This is a genomic window from Acidimicrobiales bacterium (genome assembly GCA_033344915.1).
Classification (GTDB): domain Bacteria; phylum Actinomycetota; class Acidimicrobiia; order Acidimicrobiales; family Aldehydirespiratoraceae; genus JAJRXC01.
This window is the reverse complement of sequence record JAWPML010000001.1, coordinates 4,298,579-4,321,174: the sequence shown is the minus strand read 5'-3', so window position 1 is coordinate 4,321,174 and position 22,596 is coordinate 4,298,579. Positions and strand designations below refer to the sequence as shown.

Here is a 22,596-nt window from a genome sequence, read left to right as displayed (position 1 = left end):
GAGAGGATTCGCCATGAGTACCCCGACCATCACCAGCAACGAACGCGGCGGGAACGCCGCCGATCACGCCCGCCCGCCCGAGCGGAGCCGGGCGCTGAGCGATCCGGCCTATCAGGCGTTCTGGTTGCTCCGACTCGGGTTCATCGTCGCCCCGATCGCGTTCGGACTCGACAAGTTCGCCCACGTGCTCGTCGACTGGGACGTGTACCTCGCGCCGGAGTTCGCCGACCTGTTCAACGCCGATGCGCACACCCTCATGTACGTCGTCGGTGCGATCGAGATCGTCGCCGGACTCGTCGTGGCCCTGCGACCGCGATTCGGCGGCTACCTCGTCGCGGCATGGCTCGGCGGCATCATCGTCAACCTGTTGATGCTGGCCGACCACTACGACGTCGCGCTGCGGGACTTCGGCCTCCTGCTCGCCGCCCTCACCCTGGCTCGCCTGGCTCAGGCGTTCCCCGCGGCTGCTCGGCGCTGAGCCCGCACCGACGAGGGAGCAGCTCCGACGATGCCCACCGCATTCGTCCTCTCCGGGGGTGGCAGTCTCGGCGCCGTGCAGGTCGGCATGCTGGCCGCCCTCCACGAGCAACGGATCCGCCCCGACTTCCTCGTCGGAACGTCGGCCGGCGCGCTGAACGCCGCCTATGTGGCCGCCGAGGGGTTCACCCCCTCGGCGATCGACCGACTCGGAGCCATCTGGCGCAACCTCGATCGATCGAGCGTGTTCCCGCTCTCGCCGCTCCGGCACGCGCTCGCGCTGGCCGGGCGACGGGCATCGCTCTGCTCCGCAGGACCACTGCGCCGCCTGATCGACACCCAGTTGCGGATCCGCCACCTCGAGGACGCGGCACTGCCCATCCATGTCATCGCGACCGACGTACTGAGCGGCGAAGAAGTCTTGCTGTCCACCGGTGACGCGGTGTCCGCTGTGCTGGCGAGTGCGGCGCTGCCCGCAGTGTTTCCGCCAGTCGAACGGGAAGGGCGCACGCTCATGGACGGCGGGGTGGCCGACAACACCGCCGTGTCCCAGGCCGTGGCGTTGGGTGCCGACCGCGTGGTCATCGTCCCGGCGGGATTCGCGTGCGCCCTGGACCATGCACCGAGATCGCCGCTCACGGCCGCGACGCATGCCCTCACCCTGATGCTCGAGCAGCGGCTCATCGTCGAGGTCGCTCAGTTGTCGGACCGGGTCGAGATGATCGTCGTCCCTCCCCTGTGCCCGCTCACCGTGAGTTCGACGGACTTCGGCCACGCCGACGAACTGATCACCCGCGCTCAGTTCGTCACCCGCGACTGGTTCGAGAGCGGCAACCACCACCTTCCTGATCCGGAGCGGTTCCTCTCCCTGCACCGCCATCACGCGCCGAAGAGCGACGCCAACGCCTGAGGCCCTCCCCTCTCGTTCTGGCGTTGGAACCTTGCGTTCTGGGTGAACGGAGGGCTGGAATTCGCCCCCGTTCACCCAGAACGCAAGGGGGGGAGAACGCAAGGGGGGAGGGTCAGAGGGCGGCGTACTCGCAGGCGACCTGGGCGCCGAGGCGGGCGTTGTTGTCGACGAGCGCGATGTTCGCGGTGAGGCTCGCCCCTGCGGTGATCTCGACGATGCGGCCGAGCAGGAAGGGGGTGGCATCCTTGCCGTGGATGCCGTTCGCCTCCATGTCGACCAGCGCCTGCTCGATGATCACGCCGATCTCCTCGGCCGGGATCTCGTCGGCGACCGGGATCGGGTTCACGATCGCCACGCCGCCGTCGAGGCCGAGCCGCCACTTGGCCGCCATGAGCGCGGCAAGATCGGCGGGCGAATCGAGGGTCATCGGTGCCGCGTGGCCGCTGGCTCGCGAGAAGAACGCCGGGAACTCGTCGGTACCGAAGGCCACCACCGGCACCGCCAGCGTCTCGAGTGCCTCCAGGGTGAGGCCGATGTCGAGGATCGACTTCACGCCGGCCGACACCACGGCGACGTTCGTCCGCGACAGCTCGGTCAGATCGGCGCTGACGTCGTAGGTCCGCTCGGCGCCGCGGTGCACGCCGCCCAGGCCGCCGGTCACGAACACCGAGATGCCGGCGAGCGCCGCGAGCCGCATGGTGGAGGCCACGGTCGTGGCGCCATGGATGCCCCGGGCGATCGCATAGGGCAGGTCACGGGTGCTGACCTTGGCGACGTCGGCGCTCGTGGCGAGGAGGTGCAGGTCGTCGGCGGACAGCCCGATCCGGGGCCGCCCGTCGAGCACGGCGATCGTCGCGGGGACGGCACCGCCGGCGCGGATGATCCGCTCGACCTCGGTGGCCATCTCGACGTTCTGGGGGAACGGCATGCCGTGGCTGATGATGGTGCTCTCGAGCGCGACGACCGGCGCGCCGTCCTTCAGGGCTGCGGCCACCTCGTCGGCGATCACGAGGTCGGGGTGGGGGCCGGCGATCGGGATGTTCATTCGTTCGCATCTCCCGGCTCGTCGACCTGGTTGCCCCGAGCGATCCGGCGCGCGTCCAGCAGATCGGTGACCTGCGCCGCGGTCAGGTCGAACGCGAGCGCGGCCTCCCGCAGTGACAGGTCATCCCGCTCGGCCAGGGCGACGATCTCGCTCGCCACGTCGTACCCCACGATCGGATTCAGCGCCGTCGCCGATGCCAGTGTGTGGTCGGCCAGCCATTCCAGCCGCGCCGGGTTGGCCACGATCCCGTCGACGCAGCGCGACGCGAGAATGCTCGACGCGCTCGACAGGATCCGCATCGAGCCCAACAGGTTCCGGGCGATCAGGGGAACGCGGGCGTTGAGCTGGAAGTTCCCCTGCATGCCCCCGATCGAGATGGCGGTGTCGTTGCCGATCACCTGGGCCGCCACCTGGAGCACCACCTCGGGAATCACCGGGTTCACCTTGCCCGGCATGATCGATGACCCCTTCTGGAGCTCGGGCAGCGTGATCTCGCCGAGCCCGGCGCGCGGCCCGCTCGCCAGGAGGGCGAGATCGTTCGCGATCTTGGTCAGCGAGACGGCCACGACCTTGAGCGCGCCGGAGAGCTCGACCAGCGAATCCCGGCTGCTCTGCGCCTCGAACCGATCGGCCGGTTCGGTCGACTCGATCCCCGTCCGGGTCGCCAGTGTCTCTCGCACCCGGGCGGCGAAATCAGGATGGGTGTTGAGCCCGGTGCCGACGGCGGTGCCGCCCAACGGGACCGCGGCCACGCGCGAGAGCACGGCCTCGACCCGGTCGATGCCGAGCCGGATCTGTTGGGCGAACGCCCCGAACTCCTGCCCGAGGGTGATGGGCACGGCGTCCATGAGATGGGTCCGCCCGGCCTTGGCGAGATCGCCGAACTCCGCCGACTTCGCGGCGAGCGATCGCTCGAGCGAACGCAAGGCCGGAATCAGTTCCGTCGTCGCCGCGTCCACTGCGGCGAGATGCACGGCGGTCGGGAACACGTCGTTCGAGCTCTGCCCCAGATTGACGTGGTCGTTCGGGTGCACGTCCGGCCCGGCGAGCGTTGCGATCACCTCGTTGACGTTCATGTTCGTCGACGTGCCCGACCCGGTCTGGAAGACGTCGACGGGGAACTGGTCGTCGTGGTGCCCGGCGCTGATCTCGTCAGCCGCGGCGGACACCCGCCGCGCGATGTCGCCGTCCAGCAGGCCCAACTCGGCGTTGACGGTCGCGGCGGCGGACTTCAGGCGCCCGAGCCAGCGGACGACCGCCGTCGGCACCGACTCCCCCGAGATGGGGAAGTTGTTGATCGCCTTTCGCGTTTCGCCGCCCCAGAGTTCCGACATCGCGTCTCCTCCCGATCAACGCCCACCGGTTCGCTCCGCGGGCGTCACCGGCGCCGAGCGCGTCCGACGGACCGCGTGGACGACAGCCCACACGCACAGGGTGACCACCGAGAGCGCCGCGGCGAGCGACCAGCGCCACCAGTCGGCGAGTTCCGGCCCGGGCGTCTCGCTCGACAGGGCGACCTCGACGACCAGCACCACCACGAACACCGCTCCCGCCGCCGACCACACCTTCCAGCGGCCGATCCGCCGAGCGAGGAGGGCGATCTCCTCGAGGATCAGGCGCCACAACGGGGCCCGGCACGGAAGCGGCCGGTGTTGGTCCTCGACCAGTGCGTCTCTCGCACTACGGGCGCCGGACCAGAAGACGTTCACGGGGCGACACTACCAAGGCGCCGCCGACGGCCGATCCGCCCGAAGCGGCGTCCTCGGCGGCGCGGCCTGACAATGCACCGAAACGGCACCAGAATGGGACCGGATCGGCCGCTCGACGCCGACCAGAACAGGAACCATGGAAACCACCTTGATGGTCTGGATCGATCAGGACCTCTGCACCGGCGACGGCATCTGTTCGGAGATCTGTCCCGATGTGTTCGAGGCGCGCGACGACGGTCTGTGGGTCGTGAAGGAGGAAGCCGCCCACTTCGACAAGCGGATCGTGTTCGACGGCGAGTCCGGCGAGGGGCACGGCCCCGACATGGCGGCGGGGGTCGCGCGGGTTCCGGACGCGCTCATCGGCGATGCCGTCGAGGCCGCGGAGGAATGCCCCGGCGAGTGCATCATGCTCGAACCGTTCAACCAGGCGTCGATCGACGCCCGCGGCGTCTGAGCACGCCAGGAGGTGGCTCGATGGCACCGATGGAGACACTGAGCCAGGCAATCGACCGACTGCGCGACGCCGGGTACCACATCGACTATCGCGCCAACGACCAGCAGCTCCTGGAGTGCGACGAATGCGGCGCGGTCTACGAGCCGTCGGCGATGCACGTCGACGAGATCGTCCGGTTCGAGGGCGCGAGTGACCCCGGCGATGAAGCCATCCTCTATGCGCTCGACGCCGGCGGCGGGCACCGGGGTCTCTACGCCGCCGCCTACGGAGCCGCGGTGTCGGCCGACGACATCGCCGTCATCCGTTCGCTGCCGACCTGACTCGTTCGTCCGTCAGCGCCCACCGTGGCGTCGTTTCTCCGCGCTTGACCTTCTAGTTGGATGGAAGGTGTACAACCGGGAGACAACGGCGACGAGACCCATCGGGCGGTGAGCGACATGAACGACCACGACCACCACGATCACCATCACCACGACCGCCATGCCGGACACGATCCGGACGTGTTCCGACGTCTGTTCTGGCGGAACCTCGCGCTGGCCGTGCCCGTGCTGGTGTTCTCCGTTCAGATCCAGGAATGGTTCGGCTACGAGATCGACGCGCCGTGGGCATCGTGGATACCTCCGCTGATCGGCACCGTCATCTACGTCCAGGGCGGCCGACCCTTCCTCACCGGTGGCGTCGCGGAGCTCCGGAACCGGCAGCCGGGGATGATGCTCCTGATCTCGTTGGCGATCACGGTCGCCTACGGGTCGTCGCTGGCGTCGTCGCTCGGCTGGGGCGAGCTCGATTTCTGGTGGGAACTCGCCGCCCTCATCGTCGTCATGCTGCTGGGCCATTGGCAGGAGATGAAGGCGATCGGTCAGGCCCAGGGCGCGCTCGCCGCGCTCGCGGCACTGCTACCGGATCGAGCGGAGCGGGTGTCCGACGACGCGGTCGAGGAGGTGGCGATCGCCGACCTGGTCGTCGACGACGTCGTCCTCGTTCGGCCCGGATCCCGGGTGCCGGCCGACGGGATCATCGTCGACGGCCGCGCTGCGCTCGACGAGTCCATGATCACCGGCGAGTCCCGACCCGCCGCCCGCGGCGAGGGAGACCGAGTCGTGGCCGGCACGGTGTCGACGGACTCGTCGATACGCGTCCGCATCGACGCGGTGGGTGACGACACCGCCCTGGCCGGCATCCAGCGGCTCGTCGCCGACGCACAGTCCTCCCAATCCCGCACCCAGGCCCTCGCCGATCGCGCCGCGGCGGCGCTCTTCTATCTCGCCGCCGGCTCCGCCGTGGTGACCTTCGCCGCATGGCTCGTGGCCGGCGACCCCGCCGAGGGTGTGATCCGAACCGTCACCGTTCTGGTCATCGCCTGCCCCCATGCGCTCGGACTCGCGATCCCGCTGGTGATCGCCATCTCGACGGCGACATCGGCACGGGCCGGCATCCTGGTCAAGAACCGGCTGGCGCTGGAGCGGATGCGCACGGTCGACGCCATCCTGTTCGACAAGACGGGCACGTTGACCAAGGGCAACCACGCGGTCGTCGACCACGCGGCAGCCGACGGCTGGAGCGCAGAGCAGGTCCTGGCCCTGGCGGCTGCGGTGGAGATCGAGAGCGAGCACCCGATCGCGCGAGCCATCATCACGGCGGGGCCCGCCCGCGAAGACCTGCCGGCAGCCACCGACCTCACCGCGTCGAGCGGGCGCGGCGTGCGGGGAATGGTCGACGGCCACGAGATCCAGGTCGGGGGACCGGCACTGCTCGAGTCGTCCGGCGCTCCCGAACCCCCGGAGCTCGGCCCGACCCTCATCCGATGGCGAAACGACGGCGGCTCCGTCCTCTACGTCCTGGACGACGGCCGCGTCGCCGGCGCGCTGACCCTCGCCGACGAGATCCGGCCCGAGTCGCGGATCGCGATCGAGACGCTGCATCGACAGGGCAAACGCGTCGTGCTCATCACCGGCGACGCCCGACAGGTGGCCGACGGCGTTGCCGCCCAGCTCGAGATCGACGAGGTGTTCGCCGAAGTCCTGCCCCAGGACAAGGACTCCAAGGTCGCCGAGCTCCAGAGCCGCGGATTGACCGTCGCCATGGTGGGCGACGGCGTCAACGACGCCCCCGCGCTCGCCCGAGCCGACGTCGGGATCGCGATCGGCGCCGGAACCGACGTCGCGATCGAATCGGCCGGTGTCGTGCTCGCCTCCAACGACCCACGCGGGGTCACCGGGGTCATCGACCTCTCGACCGCCAGCTACCGCAAGATGGTCCAGAACCTGGTCTGGGCGACCGCCTACAACCTGCTCGCCATCCCCATCGCCGCCGGCGCATTCTCGTTCGCCGGAATCAGCTTGCCCCCGGCGGCGGCTGCCCTCGCGATGAGCGCCTCCACGATCGTCGTCGCGGCCAACGCGCAGCTTCTCCGCCGACTCGACCTCCGACCCGCGTAGCCGTCGTCTACTCGGCCGCGCCGGTCTGGGCGGCGAGATCGTGGGGACCCGCCGCCAGATAGCCCGCCGCCGCCCGGATCGCGCGACCCCACGGCTCGAGCAACGCGATCAGTTCGTCGATGTCGTCGCCGAGCACGTCGAGCACCGGGACCATCTGCTCATCGGTTCGGCGCTCGATCTCCTCGCGTCGCTCACGTCCCCGGTCGGTGAACCGCCCGTCGGCGTCGATGTCGCCGCTCGAACGGAGCGCGTCGAACGCGGTGTCGAAGTCGGCGTCGGCCCACCCGCGGGTGCGCGCGTAGCTGCGCATCGGCAGCCCCCAGTAGAGCTCCGTCAGCAGCCCGATCTGAACCGCATCGAGACCGGCGCTCACCCACGCAGCCGTATGACTGTCGCCCCGGAACTCCCGCAGCAGGTCGCCGCGGCGCCACACCGTCCCCAGCGGATGGTCGGGGTCGGCGAGACCCACGAGGCCTGCGGCCAGCGGGCGGCCACCGATCCGCAGGTCGTTCGTCGCCCGGAGGAGAAGGACCTCCACGCGCTCGCGGCCGACCGGGTCCGGGCCGAGGATCCGCTCGAGCTGGTCGAGCGCCCCGGCGTCGCGGGCCTCACAGATCGTGTCCGCGTCGGTGAGTGACCAGCCCCGCTCGACGGCGGGGATCACGACACGAGGGTCGAAGACCCCGAACGCGGACGCCACGACCTCGCCGCGCACCTGCCCCATCACCGACCCCCGGCTCGTGAAGTACGCCGGGCCATCGGGCAGCGCCACGCCGTTCGCCTCGCCCGGCGACGGATCGAAGCCGAGCAGCCCGTACCGGGCATGACATTCCGGAGAGAAGTAGACCTGCCCGATCACCGGTTCGAGCGCCGCTCCCAACCGCCGCGCGCGCGCCGCCTCTCCCGTGGCGGGCATGGTCAGATCACGACCGGCGGCAGGAGGCAGGTGGCGAGCGGGACGTCGATCGGGTCACCGTTCAGCGCGTCGATCACCATGTGGATCGGCACAGGATCGACGATCATCCCGAGGTGCCCGACGACGCGGACGAGGCACATGTCGTCGACGTCGAGGTTGGTCGCCCCCGGGCCGAGCTCGGCATTGTCGTGACGGACCACGGGGAGCCCGAGCGGGCCGGTGCCCCAGTACCAGACGAGCTCGTCGTTGTCGGTGGTGAACGCGTAGTAGTCGACATCGCCCGGCGTGAGGCCGCCCGCGTTGAGCATCTCGATGAAGTCCGACTCCTGTTGCATCTGATGGCAGGGGGCCACGTCGTCACAGTCGACACCGAACGGCGCGAGGACTGGGCCGACGAGCAGCTCGACGAGGGCGGCGGCGTCGGTGCCGGTGTTCGGCCCCGCCAACGAGATCAGCTTGTCGACGTCGTCCTCCGCGCCGTAGAGCGCGACCGCGGCGCGTGCCGCGAGCGCTCCCTGCGAATGGCCGACGAGGTCGACCTGATCGGCACCGGACCAGTCCAGCACGTCCTCGATGAAGAGCTTCAGCGCATAGCCGGAGATCTCGATCGGCATCGTGCCCGGGAGATTGCCGAGGTCGTCGTCGCCCTTGAGCTCGAAGATGCAATGGGTGAACCCTGCGGCCTCGAGGCTGTTCCCGAGGAACGCCTCGTTGGCGAAGCCGGGGCTGAACGTGCCGCCGACGACGATCACGGGGTTGCCCCCGTTCGCGCCGACCGTGCACGCCGTCTCGGGCTCCGGGTTCGGGTCACACGCCGTCGCGATCAGCGCCACGGCGAGGAAGCTGACGACGACAGTGGCGACACGGCGGGCCTGAGGCACGCTCGGAACGTACCGGGCGACCGTCGACCGCTTCAACCGCGCGCCGCGCGCGACGTCGCGATCAGCTCCTGAGCGCGTCGATGAGTTCGTCCTTCGTCATGTCGGACCGTCCGTCGACGTCGAGCTCGCGAGCTCGGTCGTAGAGCTCCTCCTTGGTCCACTCCTCGTACGGGGGCGATTCGCCGCCCTTGCGGGCCGTCTCCTCACGGTCGCTGTTCGCGATCGCCGCGGCCTTGGACTTGCTCATGCCGTCCTCACGCAGACTCTCGTACTGCTCGTCGTCCTTGATGGAGGGACCGTGATCGGTCGGGGGTGCCATGCGGGTGCTCCTTGCTCGTGGCTTGTGTCTTGTCGCGCTGGTCAGTCGACGGTTCTCGTGGCGGCGGCCTGTTCCACCAGCCGGCGCACCGCGTCGGGATCATGCTCGAGGATCCGCAGTTCGCGATCGGGGTCTTCGCCGTCCCATTCGAAGTCGATCCCGGGGTTGTGATGGATCGTGCCGTCGGGAAGGACGAGCGTCGGGCTGCCGGCGATGTCAGCGGACTCCCGGGCGACCCGGAAGCTGTCCCAGACCTCCGAACGCGGCCCCGGCCGACCGAGGTCGGACCAGAGTTTCTCCTGATCGAGGCCGTCGACGCCCGCCGCGATGTCCATGACGACACCGTGGACGCCGACACACGCCCACGCCTCGAAGAAGGCGCGGCGCAGGGCGAGATCGAGCGCGACGCTGAGCTCACGGCCCTGGGCCTTGGCGGCCTGCACGGCCTCGAGCGCGGCCAGGGTGGACACCGGATAGGTCCAGGGCTCGGCGCCGTCCGGCGACCACCCGGCGGCCGGCACGAGCTCCGCCAGCACGGGGATCTCGGCATCGAGCAGCGCCTTCTGCGTCGGTTGACGGTTGAACAGCTCCAGCGGGAACGCCCGATGGTCGACGGCGACCTCGGTGTCGACCCCGAGTTCACGACGTGCTTCGTCGAGGCGGTGGACGAGAACGTGGGCCCACGGGCAGGCGATGTCGCTGTAGACCACGATCGCGTGGTCGACCGGGCGGCGAGCGGGGTCGGGCGTGATGTCGTCCATGTTCTCGTTGTTCCCGGAATGCGCCGACTGAAACATCGGCGCGTTGCCCTTGCGGATGTCACACCCCTTCGGCAGGCTGACGCCACACCCCCTTCACCCAGGAGCACCCCCATGGTCGATTTCGCGTCCCACGAGCCCGGTACCCCGTCGTGGGTCGACCTGATGAGCCCCGACGTGGACGCGTCGGCGCAGTTCTACACATCGGTGTTCGGCTGGGAGTCCGAGGATCAGCTCGACGATGACGGCAATCGGGTCTACGTGATGTTCCGCAAGGACGGGAAGGCCGTCGCCGGGCTGGGCGGGCAGCCGCCCGGCATGGGCGAGATGCCCGCCGTGTGGAACACCTACATCACCACCGCCGACGTCGCCGAAACCACCGAGAAGGTCACCGCCAACGGCGGGTCGGTGATGATGCCGGGCATGCAGGTGATGACGGCCGGCGAGATGGCCATCTACACCGACCCGACAGGCGCCGCGTTCTCCGTGTGGAAGCCCGTCGACCACATCGGGGCCGAGGTCGGCAATGTCGAGAACACCTACAGCTGGGCCGAGCTCAACACCCGCGATGTCGATGCCGCACTCCCGTTCTACGCCGCCGTCTTCGGTTGGGAGTACCAGTCCGGCGCGGCCATGCCCGGCTACCACCTGATCGCGGGCGGCACCAACGACGAGGGGCTCGGCGGCATCATGCAGATGGCCCCCGAGGTGCCCGAGATGGTGCCCAACCACTGGGCCACCTACTTCAGCGTCGCCGACGTCGCCGCCACGGTCGGGCGGATCGAGGCGGCCGGCGGAAGCATCGTCATGCCGGCCATGCCGATCCCCGGCGTGGGCACGATGGTGGTCGCCCACGACCCCGCCGGCGGCAATTTCTCGGTGATGCAGCCGGAGACCCCACCCGCCGACTTCTGAGCACGCGAGCGCCGGGGCGCGCTACCGCTCGAACGCGCCCGGCGGCACACTCGCGCCGGTCTCGGGCGTGACGCCCGACCACTCGTCGACCGCCGTCTCCGCCCACTCGACCCAGCGCAGCAGGGCCAGGTTCTGCTCCTGGAAGAAGCGATGGGCGAGCGCGATGACGGGGAGTCGGTCCGGAAACGGACCCCCCGACTCGTGGTACTCCAGGCGACGCTGGTCGGCGTACTCGACCTCGGCCTCGGCGTGGGCTCGCACCGCGGCGAGGTTGGCGCGCAGGGCGTCGACCGAGCCGTTGTCGGCGAAGGCCACCTTCAGCAACGCTTCGAACTCGACGCTCGGCGCCGCACCCGGAGAGGCCAGCCACGCGGCGAGCGCGTCGCGGCCGTCGGCGGTGATCGAGTAGACCGTGCTCGCCCGCTTGCCGGTGTACTCCTTGCGCGACTCGGCCAGGCCGAGGCGGACGAGTCGTTTCGGTTCCTCGTAGACGACGCTCGCCGCCCGCGGCCACATGCGACCGACGCTGCGATCCATCTGCTGAGCGAGCTGATACGTCGTCCAGTCGCGGATCCCGAGCAGCGAGAGAATCGCGTAGGACGTCGTCGTCAGTTCAGCCACTTGCTCTTTCCTCCGGTTCGGAGCATACTACCCAGGTGCTCCGATTCGGAGGAAGTCTGCAACCACGGAGGTCCGATGCCAACCTTCAACGGCGTGTCCCACATCTCGTTCTCGGTCCGGGACTGCGAGAAGACCGCAGCCTGGTGGAAGGAGGTGTTCGGACTCCCACAACTCACGACCCTCGAAGAGGACACCTGGCGAGCCGTGCTCCTCGAGCTCCCCGACGGCAACGCCATCGAGTTCCAGCAACACGACGCCAACGCCGGCGAGACCTTCGACCCGGTGCGGACCGGGTTCGACCACATGGGCCTCGAAGTCGACAGCCGCGACCAACTCGTCGAGTGGCAGGAGCACTTCGCGCGGCTCGGCGTCACCCACACCCCCGTCGTCGACCGCGAGTACGGCTCGGTACTCACGTTCAAGGATCCGGATCTCATCCAGTTCGAACTCTTCCACCTCTCACCCGAATTCGTCGCGTCCGTGAGCTGACCCGCGCCGACGGCCATCCGGTCCTCCATCACGACGCTGCGCTGGCGTCCGGCGCACGCATCAGCGGCGGAACGCCACGAGCGGCAGATACACCCAGCTCCAGACCAGGGTCGAGCTGAGAACCGTGGTGGCGAGCACGCTCGTGGCTGTCCCGAAGACGAGATCCGACACGAGGTACGTCGTCGCGGCAACCGCCACACCCATGAACCCGGTTCCGACGATCGTCAGCCAGGTGGCGACGACCACATGGCGTCGGGTGCGGCGCCGGATCCCGGAAATGGGCGCTCGCATGCGCTGGTGCACGCTCGGCGCGATGAGCAGTACCGAGGAGAGACCCGCGGCGTAGAACGCCGTGGCGAAAACGCCACGTTGCCCGTCCGACAGCTCGGAGAACTTGCCCTGAAGCGGTGCCGTGAGCAGGAAGGCAAAGAGCACCTGCACCCCGGGGAGTGACGTTCGCAGACCTTCCAGCAGCGCCAGGAACTGTTCGTCGACGTCGTCGTCGGTGGCGTCCTCGCGGCTTGCCTTCATCGCCGCACCATCGCCTTGCGTGCGAACGTCCGCATCTCGGCCTCCTCGTTCGGGTGACACCCGGCCTACCCCGGCTCGCACCGCGCCAAACCCGCCGCCCGTGCGGACGACGAGGCCTTCTCGATCGAGACCGGTCAGCTCGGTTCCGGTGCGGTGGGACGGCTTCCGTCGCCCAACGTCTTCGCCCGGCGCTCGATAGCCGATGTCCACTCGAGGGGGACGACGGCGAACCGCTCCTGTTCGACCGCCTGCAGGGCCTCGGCAGCCACCTCGGCCGGGTCGGCGCCGCCGGCGGACATACCCGTGCGCACCAGGGCAGGGCACAGCACGGTTACCGAGATGTTGGTCCCGGCCAGGTTGAGGGCGGCTTGTTCGGCGACCGCGAGGACCGCATGCTTGGAGGCGGCGTACGGACCGCCACCGGGCCAGGTTGCGGCGCCCGCGAGCGACGCCGTGATCAGGATGTTGCTTCGCGTATCTCGCTCGAGCATCGACGGCACGAACGAACGCAGGCCGTTGACGACCCCGAGGAGGTTCACCCCGAGGACGCGATCCCATTCGTCGGGTGGCGCTTCCCACGGCGCCCCCATCGTCGTGCTGATCACGCCCGCGTTCAGACCGAGGAGATCCACCGGGCCGATCTCGTCTGCGAGGTCCTGCATCGTCGCGGCGTCAGCGACGTTGCCAGGAGTGGCCGTTGCGGCTGAGGTCGCTGCCGCTGCGGCTGCCAGCCCATCCGCATCGATGTCGACGAGATGGAGTTGGTGGTGGCGCTGGGACAGCAATGTCGCCAGGGCGAGGCCGATCCCACTGGCCGCGCCGGTGACCAGGGCACGGCGGCTCTGCTGCCCGTGCGAGCGCGGGGCGGTCATCGCCCGAGCACCTTGTCGATCAGTCGCTGCTCCCAGGTCGATGACGCAAGCGACGGTCGATTGAGCCGGACGACGAGACCATGGACAGCTATCCCGGCGCCCCAGCCGATGAGGGCCCAGGCGGACCACCAGGCCGACCAGTCACCGGCGAGCCCGGCGGAGAGGTTGGTGAGGAGGTTCACGGCGAACATGACGAGCACGCCGATGGCGAACATGCCGGCGTGGGCGTGGAACGCAAGAAGCTGCTCGACGTACCGCCTGGCCGCTTCCTCTCGTTCGACGGGGGCGTGATCGAGGGGACTCGATGCATGGGGTTGGGCGGACATCGGTTCAGGCCGTCAGGGTTCGGCGGGCCCGGGTGAGCAGCCAGAGACCGAACCAGCCTTCGGCGATGATCGACGGCACGGACACGATCGCGAGGAAGGTGTCGGCGTGGTCGGCGTAATCGGCGAGCACCGTGTAGGCGGTGGTGTCGACGATGTAGGCGGTGCCGGCGACGATCATCACGAGGCCGAGCCAGCGCGGCGTCTCGGTCGATCGGGCGACGAGCGTTCCGAGAACGATGAGATGGAGCCCGAAGGCGGCGAGGCCGATGAGCCAGGTGGCGTTGAACAGCTCGAGTCCGACGAGCGCCTGAGCGTTGCGTTCGGCAACGTCGATGACATCGCCCACGACGGTGGCGTCGTAGAACGCGAGTGCCTGGAAGAAGAAGATTGCCGCGACGCCCAGGAACACGGTGTAGACGAGGCGTGACCATGCAGCCACGAGCGACAGGTCGTGGTGGGTTCGCCGGAACACGATGTGGATGGCCCACGCGACGACGATGTCGATCAGGAAGATGGCCACGAACGCCAGCAGTCCGAATCGGAACAACGTGTTCGACTCGGCGATGTTGGCCGCCGTCGCCGCAGCATCGTCGCTGACGACCAGGCCCTCTCGGACGAAGAAGTTGGCGAAGATCGCGAGCCCGAACAGGAGCACGTAGCCGACTCCGGCGGTCAGTGCGGCGCCTCGACGGCTGATCGAACCTTCGCTCGCTTTCGAGGGGGAGATCGTTGTGGTCATTGCCATTCCTCACGTGTCGTACTTAGTACGACCAACTATAGCCGTACTAAGTACGACGTCAACCACCGCGCTACCGACCACCGCCGGCCGCTGAGGCCGAGGCGACCGGTTCGACGACCGGACGGTCCTCCTGACGTCGTAGCCAGCCCAGGATCGCGTCCGTCGTCTCCTGCGGCATCTCCTGCTGGATCCAGTGACCGCAGTCCAGGCCGATGATGTCGACGTTCGGTACGAAGTCGGACAGGTTCTCCGACCGCGGAATCGAGTCCCGGTCCCCGTAGATCATGAGTGCCGGCTGATGCATGACCGAATCGACGTCGGCGAAGCGGTGCCAGTTCCGGTCCATGTTCCGGTACCAGTTGATGCTGCCCGTGAACCCGGCGACGTCGAAGGCGGCGACGAACACGGCCAGCTCGTCGTCGCTCATCACCGGGTCGCCCAGCGGCGCTTCGGCTCGGGCGAGGTTGATCATCATCATCCCGGGCTCGGGCTCCGCGACCGGCACGTTCTTGCGATACAGGTTCCTCAGGAATCGCTCCACGTTGTCGTCGAGGACGGCGTCGGCGACACCGGGCTGGCGGTTGAAGTGGACGAAGTAGAAGTCGTCACCGAAGACCGTCTCCATGAACTCGATCCAGGGCTGCTCTCCCCGTTCCTGGTAGGGCAGGCTCAGGTTGATCATCCTGCGGACGCGGCTGGGGTGTAGCTGGGCGAGCCCCCACACGACGTTGGCGCCCCAGTCGTGGCCGACGAAGGTTGCGTCGTCATACCCGTAGTGATCGAGCAGGGCGACGAGATCGCCCGTGAGGTGCTCGAGGTCGTAGGCGGTGACCTCGGCCGGCCGTGACGAGTTGCCGTAGCCCCGCTGGTTGGGGGCGATGACGTGGTAGCCGGCGGCGGCGAGGGCGGGGATCTGATGGCGCCACGAGTAGGCGTGCTCGGGCCAGCCGTGACACAGCACGATCGGGTTGCCGGCGTGCTCCCGGCCGGCTTCGAAGACCTCGAGTTCCACCCCGTTGACCGGGATCATGGTGGGTGCGGGGAAATCGGTTCGTTCGGTCATGACATTCCTCTTCATTCGCTTGATGGGTAACTGCAGATCAAGGTACGAACCATTGCGGACAGGTTCGGTCCTGAAAGGGAGAGAGTCAGGCGGTCATTCGTCGAGCACCTTCTGGAGTTCCCCCGTTTCGTGAGGCATCTGAGCCTGGGAGACTGTTCCCGGGAAGGAGTCCACGATGGGCACACATCGATATCCTGAGGAGTTCCGTCGCGAGGCGGTGCAGCTGTATCGCCGCTCGGATCGGCCACGAGTCGAGATCGCGCGATCGCTCGGCATCGCCGATGGGTCGTTGGCCGCCTGGGTCAACGAGTTCGAAGCTCGTGACGCGGGCGGCCTCGATGAGGACGAACGCGCGGAGCTGATCCGGCTCCGCAAACGCGTCGTCGAGGTCGAGGAGGAGAAGGAGATCCTTCGCAAGGCGGCGCAGTATTTCGCGAGAGAGACGAACCGGTGACCCGCTGCTGGTTCGTTGACGACCATCGAGCGGACCATCACGTGAACAAGCTCTGCGAGCTCGTCGAGCTGCCGAGGGCGACCTACTATCGCTGGACCGGCGGCGCCGTGTCGGATCGGCTCGTTGACGACGCCTACCTGGCCAACGAGATCGTCGACATCTACCGGCAGTCCCGCGGCACCTACGGCTCACCGAGAGTCTGGGGTCAGCTCCGCCGAGCCGGCATTCGCGTCGGCGAGAAGCGGGTCGCGCGGATCATGGCCGAGCTCGGCCTCGTCGGCGCGCACAGCCGCAAGAAGTGGCGGCGCGGCGCGAACACGGCACCGGCCGGAGATCTCCTCGAGCGGGACTTCACCGCCGAGGCGTCAGACCTGCGCTGGGTCGCCGACATCACCGAGTTCGGCTGCCTCGATGGCAAGCTGTTCCTCGCGGGGATCGTCGATCTGCACGATCGAGGGATCGCCGGCTGGTCGATGGGCGAACGCCAAACCACCGACCTCGTCGTCAACGCACTCGTCATGGCGCTCGCCCGCAGAGACCCCGACGCCGAGCTGATCCACCACGCCGACCGAGGCGCCCAATACACCGCGGTGGAGTTCTCCAACCGTCTCGCCGACTGGGGCCTGCGCGCCTCGTACTCCTCGACCGGCGATTGCTTCGACAACGCAGCGATGGAGTCGGTCTGGGCCGCACTCAAGCGCGAGATCCGACACCTTCACGGCGACTGGCGCCAGATCACCCGCTCCGAACTGCGCACGATCCTGTTCGACTACATCGAGACCTTCTACAACCGAGCCCGGCACCAGGCCGGGCTCGAGCACCGCACCCCCGCTGAGACCTACGCTGCCTCACGAGCAGCATGAACTGACAACCACCCCTGTCTCACGTAGCGGGGGAACGCCATTCTGGATCAGTCGCTGCTCCCAGGTCGATGACGCAAGCGACGGTCGATTGAGCCGGACGACGAGACCATGGACAGCTATCCCGGCGCCCCAGCCGATGAGGGCCCAGGCGGACCACCAGGCCGACCAGTCACCGGCGAGCCCGGCGGAGAGGTTGGTGAGGAGGTTCACGGCGAACATGACGAGCACGCCGATGGCGAACATGCCGGCGTGGGCGTGGAACGCAAGAAGCTGCTCGACGTACCGCCTGGCCGCTTCCTCTCGTTCGTCGGTGGACATGGGTTCGTTCCTCTCGTTGGGAGTTCGCATCGCGGACGATCGCGTCTCAGGCCGTCAGGGTCCGGCTTGGCTCCGGCTGGCGGAGCAGGACGATGCCGGTCCAGGCGAACCATGCGATGGATCCGAGCCCGAACACAATCCCGACATCGGACAGGCCCGGGACGAGCGTGATGAGCCCGGCGGCGGCGCTGACGATGCCCAGCACGTTGAGTCCCGTGGGGAGACGCTTGGTGCCCCAGGCAGCGAGGCTCACCAGCAGAATCCACACCCCACCGACCAGCTCGTTGCCGCCGCCGAGACCGTCGGTGACGGTGTCGATGCTCGACCACAGCGCTTCGGCTGCGGCGGGGTCGGTTTCGTCGAGGTCGGCGACGGCGGTGATGCCGATGTTGGAGATCATGCCGGTGGCGAACATGAGGCCGGCCCAGATGTAGGCGAAGACGGTGCCGATGTCGGCGAGTTGCGGGCTGATGTCGGCGAGGCGTCGATGCAGCGTGCGGGCCAGCGGGATGATGGCGACGCCGAACACCAGGAAGATCACGAGGTACCAGACGAAGAGCGTCGACTGATGGCCGACGAGGAAGTCGACGGACTCGGCCGGCGTGGTGGCGCCTTCGGTGTAGCCGCTCAGGCTCGTGACGAGCAGGGCGATGCCGAACACGAAGGTCGCGGCGGCGATGAGAGCGCCGATCGCGCCGGCTCGGGACGAGTCGAGCTGCTCGCTCGTCGGGTTGTGGGTGGTGGTGGTGGTCATGGTTTCCTTTCAGGTGGATTGGTCGGGTTGGGGGACGTCGGGTTCGGTCGGCCAGAAGCTGACGATGTCGATCGCGAGCGACGTCAGATGGGTGACGACGCCGTGGAGGTGGGCGGCATCACGGATCGGGCCGGTCAGCCGAGTGGTTCCGGCGTCGGTGGCTTCGATCGTGAAGTCGTCCCGAAGGGCACCGAGCACTCGTTCGCTGGCGTTGCCTCGAATGACGATCTCGTAGGTGATCGTTTCGTTCATGGCGCCACTGTCATGGAGGAGGGGGTGATGGGTCTTCGCTCGTCGCTCGATCTCACCCGGGTGAGATCCACCCCCGAGCCTGCTCCGCACGCCTGTCGCCCAATACGCTTGCGGTCATGGAGGCGGCCGGTGGAAGCGATCTCGTAGCGACGAAGCTGAGCGCGCCGACCTTGCCGGCGCAGCTGATCGCCCGGCCGCGGCTGCACACCGTGTTGGATGCTGCGGTGGCCGATCCTGCGGTTCGGGTGGTGCTGGTCAGTGCGCCGGCGGGATCCGGGAAGTCGACGTTGCTCGCAGGTTGGCAGGCGGCGAGAGACGACGGCGCGTGGCTTCAGGCCGACCCGGCCGACCGGGATCCGGCCCGCTTCTGGGGTCACGTTGTCGGTGCCCTCGCAGGCCTCGTGCCCGACATCGCCGAGACGGTCGGCCCAGCTGTCGCGTCCGCTGCCGGCGACGCGGGGCCGTTGCTGGAGCGGCTCGTCAATGCCCTCGCCGGCGCAGACCCGGCGACCCTGGTGATCGACGACTATCACCTGGTCGCGAACCCGGCCATCGACGACGCGATCGAGTCCCTGATCGAACTGGCGCCACCGACGTTCATGCTGGTGCTGGCGACCCGCCTCGATCCCTCGATCCGGCTCTCGAGGCTGCGGGTGCGTTCCCAGCTCGTCGAAGTGCGCGCCGACGCGCTGAACTTCGCGCCGACCGAAGCCGAACTGCTGCTCCGCGACGCCGACCCGGACATCACTGCTCAGCACGCCGACGCACTCTGTGAACGCACCGAAGGCTGGGCGGCCGGCCTGGTGCTCGCCGGACTGTCGCTGCGGGCCAGCGACGACCACGACGACTTCGTGCACGCGTTCCAGGGCGACGACCGTCTCGTGGTCGATTACCTCACCGAGGAGTACCTGTCGCAGGTCGACGAAGGCGACCGCACGCGAATGATGCGCACCGCGATTCTCGATCGCATGTGCGGGCCGCTCATCGATGCCGTCTGCGGCACGAGCGACGGCGCCCGATGGCTGCACGAGACGGCGGCGAACAATCAGTTGCTCATCAGCCTGGACCGCACCGGCACCTGGTTCCGCTACCACCACCTCCTCGGCGACGTCCTCCGCCTCGACGCCGACCAATCGTCCCTCGACCTCACCGACGCCCACCGGCAGGCCGCGCGATGGCATCACGAGCACGGCGACGCCCACGACGCGGTCGAGCACTACCTCGCCGCCGGGGAGCTGGCCATCGCGGCCGACCTCATCTACGACGAGGCCACCGACCTGATGAACCGAGGCCAGCTCCGCACCGTCGCCGACCAGGTCGCCCGGCTCGGACCCCTTGCCGAAGAACACGCCGGCGCGCTCGTGGTCCAGGGCTACATCGCGTTCTTCACCGGACGCTTCGCCGAGTCGCATCGGTGCCTGGAGCGGGCCCGCAGCCTGGACCCCGGCGATGACGAAGCCGGGCTCATCGTTGCGCTCGCGATCATGACCAACCTGGCGACCGGCAACGTCGCCGACGCGCTCGCCGAAGCTCGCGCCGCTGACGAACCGTTCGAGTCGACCCAGGCCATGACCCTCGGCGGGGCCTATGTCTGGGCCGGTGACTTCGACGGCGCCCGCCCATTCCTCGAGCAGGCCGAACGCACGGCGCCCGACGAGGGGCACTCCTTCGTCCAAGCCGTCGCCCCCGTCCTTTCCGCCGTCGCCCACATCGAACGCAACGACACCTCGGCCGCGCATGCCGAGGCCGCACGCGCCATCGACGTTGCCACCCGACACGGGCTCGGCGATCTCACCCAGACCGCACTCGCCCACAGCGTCGTCGCCCGCACCACCGACGAGGCCGACGACGCCGTCACCGCAGCCCGACGGGGCGTCGAACTCGCCCGCCGCTCACCCGAACGCATCACGCACGCCTACGCCCTCGCCAGTGGCGGCGACGTGCTCTGTCACCACGACCATCCCGACGGCGCCGACCTCATCGCCGAGGCGAGACGCGTCATCGACCAGTGCCCCGACCCCGGCATCGCCGGCCGGTACCTCGCCCGCGTCGAGGCCCGTCACCAGGTCAGCACACCGCAACCGGTCGCGCCCGCGCTCGTCGAGGACCTGACCGACCGGGAACTCGCCGTCCTGCGCTATCTCCCCTCCGCGATGTCCCAACGCGAGATCGCCGACGAGCTCTACGTCTCGCTCAACACCGTGAAGACCCACTGCAGGGCGATCTACCGCAAGCTCGGCACCGGCGACCGCAAGGCCGCCGTCCAAGCCGCCCGCGACGCCGGTCTCCTCTGACCGCGCCCAAGCTCGGCAGCGACCTCGTCGAGAGCCCTCGGGTGGTCAGGTACCGGCTGGAGTTCCACCCAGTCGTTGAGGAGCGACTCGTTGGCAAGTCACATCTTGCCCACCACCTGCTGGGATAGAGCGGCAGCGTGCCGCGAGTGTCCTGCCACTCACCGACGAGGATCGAGGGCCATCGTTCGGTGCCGGTCACGTCTTGCTCCCTTCTCAGTGCGCACGCTTGGTGGGGTCGCACTCGTCGAGGTCGAGGGATGCGAGCACGGTCTCGGCGATGTCGGCGATCTGGTCGAGCTGATCTGTGTCGAGGTGGTCGACGAAGAGACGGCGAACCGTGGCGAGGTGACCGGGGGCGGCAGCTTCGATCTCTGCCCGGCCCTTGTGGGTGATCACGACGAACGCGCCGCGGCGGTCGTCATCGCAGGGCTCCTTGTCCACGAGTTCACGCTTGACCATGCGGGCGACGTGGTGGGACAGCCGGCTCTTCTCCCAGCCGAGGAAGCTGCCCAGCTCGAAGAGCCGCATCCGCCCGTCGGGCCGGTCGGTGAGCGCGACCATTACCAGATAGTCCGGGTAGGAGAGCCCAGAGTCGACGGCGAGCTGACGGGCGAGCTCGCGCTCGAGGCGCATCTGCATCAACTGCAGGCCCCGCCACGCCTGCTCCTCACGCTCGCTCAGCCACTTGACGTCGTCCATGGAAATCACCATACCGCGGAATAGTTGACATGTCATCCGAGTTAGTAGATGATGTGTCCACCAATTAGGTGAGACATCAACCAACTGAGGAGAACACGACAATGAGCACCACCACCGCCCCGGCCAGCCTGACCGGCAGCTACACGATCGATCCGACCCACAGCCGGATCGGGTTCGTCGCCCGCCACGCCATGGTCACCAAGGTCCGCGGCAACTTCAACGAGTTCGACGGCTCCGGCTACTTCGACGCCGAGCACCCCGAGAACTCCACCGTCGAGCTGACCATCAAGGCCGAGAGCATCGACACCCGCAACGCCGATCGCGACGGCCACCTCAAGAGCAACGACTTCTTCGACATGGAGAACCACCCCGAGATCCGGTTCACCTCCACTGCCGTCGAGCAGGTCGACGCCGAGAACTACCAGGTCACCGGCGACCTGACGATCAAGGGCGTCACCAAGCCCGTCACCGTGGACTTCGAGTACACCGGCACCGCCGTCGACCCCTTCGGCAACACCCGTATCGGCCTCGAAGGTGCCACCAAGGTCAACCGCAAGGACTGGGGCCTCAGCTGGAACGCCCCCCTCGAAGCCGGCGGCGTCCTCGTCAGCGAGAAGGTCACCCTCGAGTTCGAGGTGTCCGCCATCCGCATCAGCGACGCCAACTGACCACCAGGCGGGTGGAGCGAGCCTCCGCTCCACCCGCCGCCCCCGAGAAAGGAACTGACAGGTACGAAATTGGCACTGGCGGCTCGGTCCTGGCGCAGTCCGACCTCGTCATCGACTGGGAGAACCTCCCGACCTACAACACGATCATGGCGCTCGCCGCTGGGGCTGGTCTCGTCCTGCTCGTCCGGCTCGCTCGTGATCTGCTCACCAACCGCTCCGACACCTCCGCTGATGGCTATGCCCTGGCGTTCGGCGTGCTCGGCTCGATCCTTGTCACCACGGGTCTGCACATGACCCTGACGTGGCCCTTGGCGCCGGACTTCTCCTTCGACAACATCATCTTCGGAGAACCGGCCCTTCTGTTCGGCTTCATGCTGCTCGCGGTCGCGACCTTCGCGTGGCGTCGCGGCAGACAGCTTCTCGACGACGGTGATGTGATCGCGCGAGCCGCGGCCATCGCTCGGCCGATGGCGCCGGTCATCATCGGCGCTGGCCTGTCGCTCCTGGCCATCGCGGCGGCCGGAATGTCGAACCAGCTCTTCACGGCGCCGCCCCAAGAGCCGGTGAGCGGCTGGGTCGCCGGGCTTCACCCATGGCTCGAGCCGACGTTCATCTCGGGCCTCTACGCCCTCACCAGCGTCGGCGCTCTCGCCACACCGAGCGCGATCGCAGGCAATGATCGAGCTCGCGTCATCGCGGGCTGGACGCTGAGCATCGCTGGGTGGATCTTCCTGCTCTTCGGCGCATTCAACTACTTCAGTCACATCGGTCTCGCGGTCGACACCATGTGATCCACGCACAACCGACAGCCGACAGCAACTGCGGTGGACC

The 22,596-nt window shown here is 68.4% G+C and carries 29 protein-coding genes; 12 read left to right on the top strand and 17 right to left on the bottom strand.

Features of this window, described 5'->3' with window-relative positions; all coding sequences use genetic code 11:
* The first annotated feature begins 13 nt into the window (after nucleotides 1-13).
* Both R8F63_21145 and R8F63_21140 read left to right on the top strand, forming a co-directional pair.
* Nucleotides 14-478 carry a hypothetical protein gene (locus R8F63_21145; GenBank protein ID MDW3221120.1) on the top strand — a complete coding sequence of 155 codons (465 nt, stop codon included), beginning with the start codon at nucleotides 14-16 and terminating at the stop codon, nucleotides 476-478.
* 30 nt (nucleotides 479-508) lie between these two features.
* Nucleotides 509-1,387 (top strand): patatin-like phospholipase family protein, encoded by an 879-nt coding sequence (locus tag R8F63_21140; protein MDW3221119.1) that lies wholly within the window; start codon nucleotides 509-511, stop codon nucleotides 1,385-1,387.
* 112 nt (nucleotides 1,388-1,499) lie between these two features.
* Here R8F63_21140 and R8F63_21135 read toward each other — a convergent pair whose 3' ends face one another.
* Genes R8F63_21135 through R8F63_21125 form a run of 3 tightly spaced genes read right to left on the bottom strand, consistent with a single transcriptional unit; the run spans nucleotide 1,500 to nucleotide 4,141 of the window.
* Complete coding sequence (locus R8F63_21135; GenBank protein ID MDW3221118.1) at nucleotides 1,500-2,432, bottom strand: pseudouridine-5'-phosphate glycosidase; 933 nt, start codon at nucleotides 2,430-2,432, stop codon at nucleotides 1,500-1,502.
* Entirely contained in the window at nucleotides 2,429-3,766 is a 1,338-nt protein-coding gene (locus R8F63_21130) for a class II fumarate hydratase (protein ID MDW3221117.1), read from the bottom strand. Before R8F63_21130 ends, R8F63_21135 begins: the two co-directional genes overlap by 4 nt.
* A 15-nt stretch (nucleotides 3,767-3,781) precedes the next feature.
* Complete coding sequence (locus tag R8F63_21125) at nucleotides 3,782-4,141, bottom strand: hypothetical protein (GenBank protein ID MDW3221116.1); 360 nt, start codon at nucleotides 4,139-4,141, stop codon at nucleotides 3,782-3,784.
* A gap of 136 nt (nucleotides 4,142-4,277) precedes the next feature.
* Here R8F63_21125 and R8F63_21120 point away from each other — a divergent pair, with 136 nt between their 5' ends.
* The 3 genes from R8F63_21120 to R8F63_21110 are packed head-to-tail and all read left to right on the top strand — an operon-like array spanning nucleotide 4,278 to nucleotide 7,033.
* Nucleotides 4,278-4,595 (top strand): ferredoxin, encoded by a 318-nt coding sequence (locus R8F63_21120; GenBank protein ID MDW3221115.1) that lies wholly within the window; start codon nucleotides 4,278-4,280, stop codon nucleotides 4,593-4,595.
* Nucleotides 4,596-4,615: 20 nt separating this feature from the next.
* Nucleotides 4,616-4,915: a hypothetical protein gene (locus R8F63_21115; protein ID MDW3221114.1), complete on the top strand. Its 300-nt coding sequence runs from the start codon at nucleotides 4,616-4,618 to the stop codon at nucleotides 4,913-4,915.
* Nucleotides 4,916-4,975: 60 nt separating this feature from the next.
* The gene (locus R8F63_21110; GenBank protein ID MDW3221113.1) at nucleotides 4,976-7,033 is read left to right on the top strand and encodes a copper-translocating P-type ATPase; all 2,058 of its coding nucleotides are present in this window, start codon (nucleotides 4,976-4,978) and stop codon (nucleotides 7,031-7,033) included.
* 7 nt (nucleotides 7,034-7,040) lie between these two features.
* Here R8F63_21110 and R8F63_21105 read toward each other — a convergent pair whose 3' ends face one another.
* From R8F63_21105 to R8F63_21090, 4 genes are all read right to left on the bottom strand, one after another.
* Nucleotides 7,041-7,949, bottom strand: coding sequence for a hypothetical protein (locus R8F63_21105; GenBank protein ID MDW3221112.1), 909 nt, complete (start codon nucleotides 7,947-7,949; stop codon nucleotides 7,041-7,043).
* Between the two features lie 2 nt (nucleotides 7,950-7,951).
* Nucleotides 7,952-8,830, bottom strand: a complete 879-nt coding sequence (locus R8F63_21100) for a hypothetical protein (protein ID MDW3221111.1) — start codon at nucleotides 8,828-8,830, stop codon at nucleotides 7,952-7,954.
* 61 nt (nucleotides 8,831-8,891) lie between these two features.
* On the bottom strand, nucleotides 8,892-9,149 hold the full coding sequence (locus tag R8F63_21095; GenBank protein ID MDW3221110.1) for a Rho termination factor: 258 nt from the start codon (nucleotides 9,147-9,149) through the stop codon (nucleotides 8,892-8,894).
* Between the two features lie 41 nt (nucleotides 9,150-9,190).
* The gene (locus R8F63_21090) at nucleotides 9,191-9,910 is read right to left on the bottom strand and encodes a DsbA family protein (GenBank protein ID MDW3221109.1); all 720 of its coding nucleotides are present in this window, start codon (nucleotides 9,908-9,910) and stop codon (nucleotides 9,191-9,193) included.
* A 111-nt stretch (nucleotides 9,911-10,021) separates the two neighbouring features.
* Here R8F63_21090 and R8F63_21085 point away from each other — a divergent pair, with 111 nt between their 5' ends.
* On the top strand, nucleotides 10,022-10,822 hold the full coding sequence (locus R8F63_21085) for a VOC family protein (protein MDW3221108.1): 801 nt from the start codon (nucleotides 10,022-10,024) through the stop codon (nucleotides 10,820-10,822).
* Between the two features lie 21 nt (nucleotides 10,823-10,843).
* Here R8F63_21085 and R8F63_21080 read toward each other — a convergent pair whose 3' ends face one another.
* Entirely contained in the window at nucleotides 10,844-11,443 is a 600-nt protein-coding gene (locus R8F63_21080) for a PadR family transcriptional regulator (GenBank protein MDW3221107.1), read from the bottom strand.
* Between the two features lie 75 nt (nucleotides 11,444-11,518).
* Between R8F63_21080 and R8F63_21075 the strand changes: the two genes are divergently transcribed.
* A complete protein-coding gene (locus R8F63_21075) occupies nucleotides 11,519-11,932 on the top strand; it encodes a VOC family protein (GenBank protein MDW3221106.1) in 414 nt (137 codons plus the stop codon).
* A 60-nt stretch (nucleotides 11,933-11,992) separates the two neighbouring features.
* Here R8F63_21075 and R8F63_21070 read toward each other — a convergent pair whose 3' ends face one another.
* From R8F63_21070 to R8F63_21050, 5 genes are all read right to left on the bottom strand, one after another.
* The gene (locus tag R8F63_21070) at nucleotides 11,993-12,463 is read right to left on the bottom strand and encodes a DUF6328 family protein (protein MDW3221105.1); all 471 of its coding nucleotides are present in this window, start codon (nucleotides 12,461-12,463) and stop codon (nucleotides 11,993-11,995) included.
* A 134-nt stretch (nucleotides 12,464-12,597) separates the two neighbouring features.
* The gene (locus tag R8F63_21065) at nucleotides 12,598-13,335 is read right to left on the bottom strand and encodes an SDR family oxidoreductase (GenBank protein ID MDW3221104.1); all 738 of its coding nucleotides are present in this window, start codon (nucleotides 13,333-13,335) and stop codon (nucleotides 12,598-12,600) included.
* Nucleotides 13,332-13,661 carry a 2TM domain-containing protein gene (locus R8F63_21060; protein MDW3221103.1) on the bottom strand — a complete coding sequence of 110 codons (330 nt, stop codon included), beginning with the start codon at nucleotides 13,659-13,661 and terminating at the stop codon, nucleotides 13,332-13,334. Before R8F63_21060 ends, R8F63_21065 begins: the two co-directional genes overlap by 4 nt.
* A gap of 4 nt (nucleotides 13,662-13,665) precedes the next feature.
* On the bottom strand, nucleotides 13,666-14,400 hold the full coding sequence (locus tag R8F63_21055) for a DUF4386 domain-containing protein (GenBank protein ID MDW3221102.1): 735 nt from the start codon (nucleotides 14,398-14,400) through the stop codon (nucleotides 13,666-13,668).
* A 70-nt stretch (nucleotides 14,401-14,470) separates the two neighbouring features.
* Nucleotides 14,471-15,463 carry an alpha/beta hydrolase gene (locus R8F63_21050; GenBank protein ID MDW3221101.1) on the bottom strand — a complete coding sequence of 331 codons (993 nt, stop codon included), beginning with the start codon at nucleotides 15,461-15,463 and terminating at the stop codon, nucleotides 14,471-14,473.
* A 175-nt stretch (nucleotides 15,464-15,638) separates the two neighbouring features.
* Between R8F63_21050 and R8F63_21045 the strand changes: the two genes are divergently transcribed.
* Complete coding sequence (locus R8F63_21045; protein MDW3221100.1) at nucleotides 15,639-15,917, top strand: transposase; 279 nt, start codon at nucleotides 15,639-15,641, stop codon at nucleotides 15,915-15,917.
* A gap of 41 nt (nucleotides 15,918-15,958) precedes the next feature.
* On the top strand, nucleotides 15,959-16,780 hold the full coding sequence (locus R8F63_21040) for an IS3 family transposase (GenBank protein ID MDW3221099.1): 822 nt from the start codon (nucleotides 15,959-15,961) through the stop codon (nucleotides 16,778-16,780).
* On the opposite strand, the gene R8F63_21035 is transcribed toward R8F63_21040, so the two are convergent.
* Genes R8F63_21035 through R8F63_21025 form a run of 3 tightly spaced genes read right to left on the bottom strand, consistent with a single transcriptional unit; the run spans nucleotide 16,766 to nucleotide 18,104 of the window.
* Nucleotides 16,766-17,098, bottom strand: a complete 333-nt coding sequence (locus tag R8F63_21035) for a 2TM domain-containing protein (GenBank protein ID MDW3221098.1) — start codon at nucleotides 17,096-17,098, stop codon at nucleotides 16,766-16,768. The genes R8F63_21040 and R8F63_21035 overlap by 15 nt on opposite strands.
* A 46-nt stretch (nucleotides 17,099-17,144) precedes the next feature.
* Entirely contained in the window at nucleotides 17,145-17,852 is a 708-nt protein-coding gene (locus R8F63_21030; GenBank protein ID MDW3221097.1) for a DUF4386 family protein, read from the bottom strand.
* Nucleotides 17,853-17,861: 9 nt separating this feature from the next.
* Nucleotides 17,862-18,104 (bottom strand): hypothetical protein, encoded by a 243-nt coding sequence (locus R8F63_21025; protein ID MDW3221096.1) that lies wholly within the window; start codon nucleotides 18,102-18,104, stop codon nucleotides 17,862-17,864.
* 116 nt (nucleotides 18,105-18,220) lie between these two features.
* Between R8F63_21025 and R8F63_21020 the strand changes: the two genes are divergently transcribed.
* Nucleotides 18,221-20,398 (top strand): LuxR C-terminal-related transcriptional regulator, encoded by a 2,178-nt coding sequence (locus R8F63_21020; protein ID MDW3221095.1) that lies wholly within the window; start codon nucleotides 18,221-18,223, stop codon nucleotides 20,396-20,398.
* Between the two features lie 213 nt (nucleotides 20,399-20,611).
* Here R8F63_21020 and R8F63_21015 read toward each other — a convergent pair whose 3' ends face one another.
* Complete coding sequence (locus R8F63_21015; protein MDW3221094.1) at nucleotides 20,612-21,097, bottom strand: MarR family transcriptional regulator; 486 nt, start codon at nucleotides 21,095-21,097, stop codon at nucleotides 20,612-20,614.
* Nucleotides 21,098-21,198: 101 nt separating this feature from the next.
* Here R8F63_21015 and R8F63_21010 point away from each other — a divergent pair, with 101 nt between their 5' ends.
* Nucleotides 21,199-21,765: a YceI family protein gene (locus tag R8F63_21010; GenBank protein MDW3221093.1), complete on the top strand. Its 567-nt coding sequence runs from the start codon at nucleotides 21,199-21,201 to the stop codon at nucleotides 21,763-21,765.
* Between the two features lie 11 nt (nucleotides 21,766-21,776).
* Nucleotides 21,777-22,556 (top strand): DUF981 family protein, encoded by a 780-nt coding sequence (locus tag R8F63_21005; GenBank protein MDW3221092.1) that lies wholly within the window; start codon nucleotides 21,777-21,779, stop codon nucleotides 22,554-22,556.
* The last annotated feature ends 40 nt before the right edge of the window (nucleotides 22,557-22,596 follow it).

What these genes read in the sequence shown, in the direction of transcription:
- R8F63_21145 (MDW3221120.1), top strand. Translation starts at nt 14, where the DNA reads ATGAGTACCCCGACCATCACCAGCAACGAACGCGGCGGGAACGCCGCC.
- R8F63_21140 (MDW3221119.1), top strand. Translation starts at nt 509, where the DNA reads ATGCCCACCGCATTCGTCCTCTCCGGGGGTGGCAGTCTCGGCGCCGTG.
- R8F63_21135 (MDW3221118.1), bottom strand. Translation starts at nt 2,432, where the DNA reads ATGAACATCCCGATCGCCGGCCCCCACCCCGACCTCGTGATCGCCGAC.
- R8F63_21130 (MDW3221117.1), bottom strand. Translation starts at nt 3,766, where the DNA reads ATGTCGGAACTCTGGGGCGGCGAAACGCGAAAGGCGATCAACAACTTC.
- R8F63_21120 (MDW3221115.1), top strand. Translation starts at nt 4,278, where the DNA reads ATGGAAACCACCTTGATGGTCTGGATCGATCAGGACCTCTGCACCGGC.
- R8F63_21115 (MDW3221114.1), top strand. Translation starts at nt 4,616, where the DNA reads ATGGCACCGATGGAGACACTGAGCCAGGCAATCGACCGACTGCGCGAC.
- R8F63_21110 (MDW3221113.1), top strand. Translation starts at nt 4,976, where the DNA reads ATGGAAGGTGTACAACCGGGAGACAACGGCGACGAGACCCATCGGGCG.
- R8F63_21105 (MDW3221112.1), bottom strand. Translation starts at nt 7,949, where the DNA reads ATGCCCGCCACGGGAGAGGCGGCGCGCGCGCGGCGGTTGGGAGCGGCG.
- R8F63_21095 (MDW3221110.1), bottom strand. Translation starts at nt 9,149, where the DNA reads ATGGCACCCCCGACCGATCACGGTCCCTCCATCAAGGACGACGAGCAG.
- R8F63_21090 (MDW3221109.1), bottom strand. Translation starts at nt 9,910, where the DNA reads ATGGACGACATCACGCCCGACCCCGCTCGCCGCCCGGTCGACCACGCG.
- R8F63_21085 (MDW3221108.1), top strand. Translation starts at nt 10,022, where the DNA reads ATGGTCGATTTCGCGTCCCACGAGCCCGGTACCCCGTCGTGGGTCGAC.
- R8F63_21075 (MDW3221106.1), top strand. Translation starts at nt 11,519, where the DNA reads ATGCCAACCTTCAACGGCGTGTCCCACATCTCGTTCTCGGTCCGGGAC.
- R8F63_21070 (MDW3221105.1), bottom strand. Translation starts at nt 12,463, where the DNA reads ATGAAGGCAAGCCGCGAGGACGCCACCGACGACGACGTCGACGAACAG.
- R8F63_21065 (MDW3221104.1), bottom strand. Translation starts at nt 13,335, where the DNA reads ATGACCGCCCCGCGCTCGCACGGGCAGCAGAGCCGCCGTGCCCTGGTC.
- R8F63_21060 (MDW3221103.1), bottom strand. Translation starts at nt 13,661, where the DNA reads ATGTCCGCCCAACCCCATGCATCGAGTCCCCTCGATCACGCCCCCGTC.
- R8F63_21055 (MDW3221102.1), bottom strand. Translation starts at nt 14,400, where the DNA reads ATGACCACAACGATCTCCCCCTCGAAAGCGAGCGAAGGTTCGATCAGC.
- R8F63_21050 (MDW3221101.1), bottom strand. Translation starts at nt 15,463, where the DNA reads ATGACCGAACGAACCGATTTCCCCGCACCCACCATGATCCCGGTCAAC.
- R8F63_21045 (MDW3221100.1), top strand. Translation starts at nt 15,639, where the DNA reads ATGGGCACACATCGATATCCTGAGGAGTTCCGTCGCGAGGCGGTGCAG.
- R8F63_21035 (MDW3221098.1), bottom strand. Translation starts at nt 17,098, where the DNA reads ATGTCCACCGACGAACGAGAGGAAGCGGCCAGGCGGTACGTCGAGCAG.
- R8F63_21030 (MDW3221097.1), bottom strand. Translation starts at nt 17,852, where the DNA reads ATGACCACCACCACCACCCACAACCCGACGAGCGAGCAGCTCGACTCG.
- R8F63_21025 (MDW3221096.1), bottom strand. Translation starts at nt 18,104, where the DNA reads ATGAACGAAACGATCACCTACGAGATCGTCATTCGAGGCAACGCCAGC.
- R8F63_21020 (MDW3221095.1), top strand. Translation starts at nt 18,221, where the DNA reads ATGGAGGCGGCCGGTGGAAGCGATCTCGTAGCGACGAAGCTGAGCGCG.
- R8F63_21015 (MDW3221094.1), bottom strand. Translation starts at nt 21,097, where the DNA reads ATGGACGACGTCAAGTGGCTGAGCGAGCGTGAGGAGCAGGCGTGGCGG.
- R8F63_21010 (MDW3221093.1), top strand. Translation starts at nt 21,199, where the DNA reads ATGAGCACCACCACCGCCCCGGCCAGCCTGACCGGCAGCTACACGATC.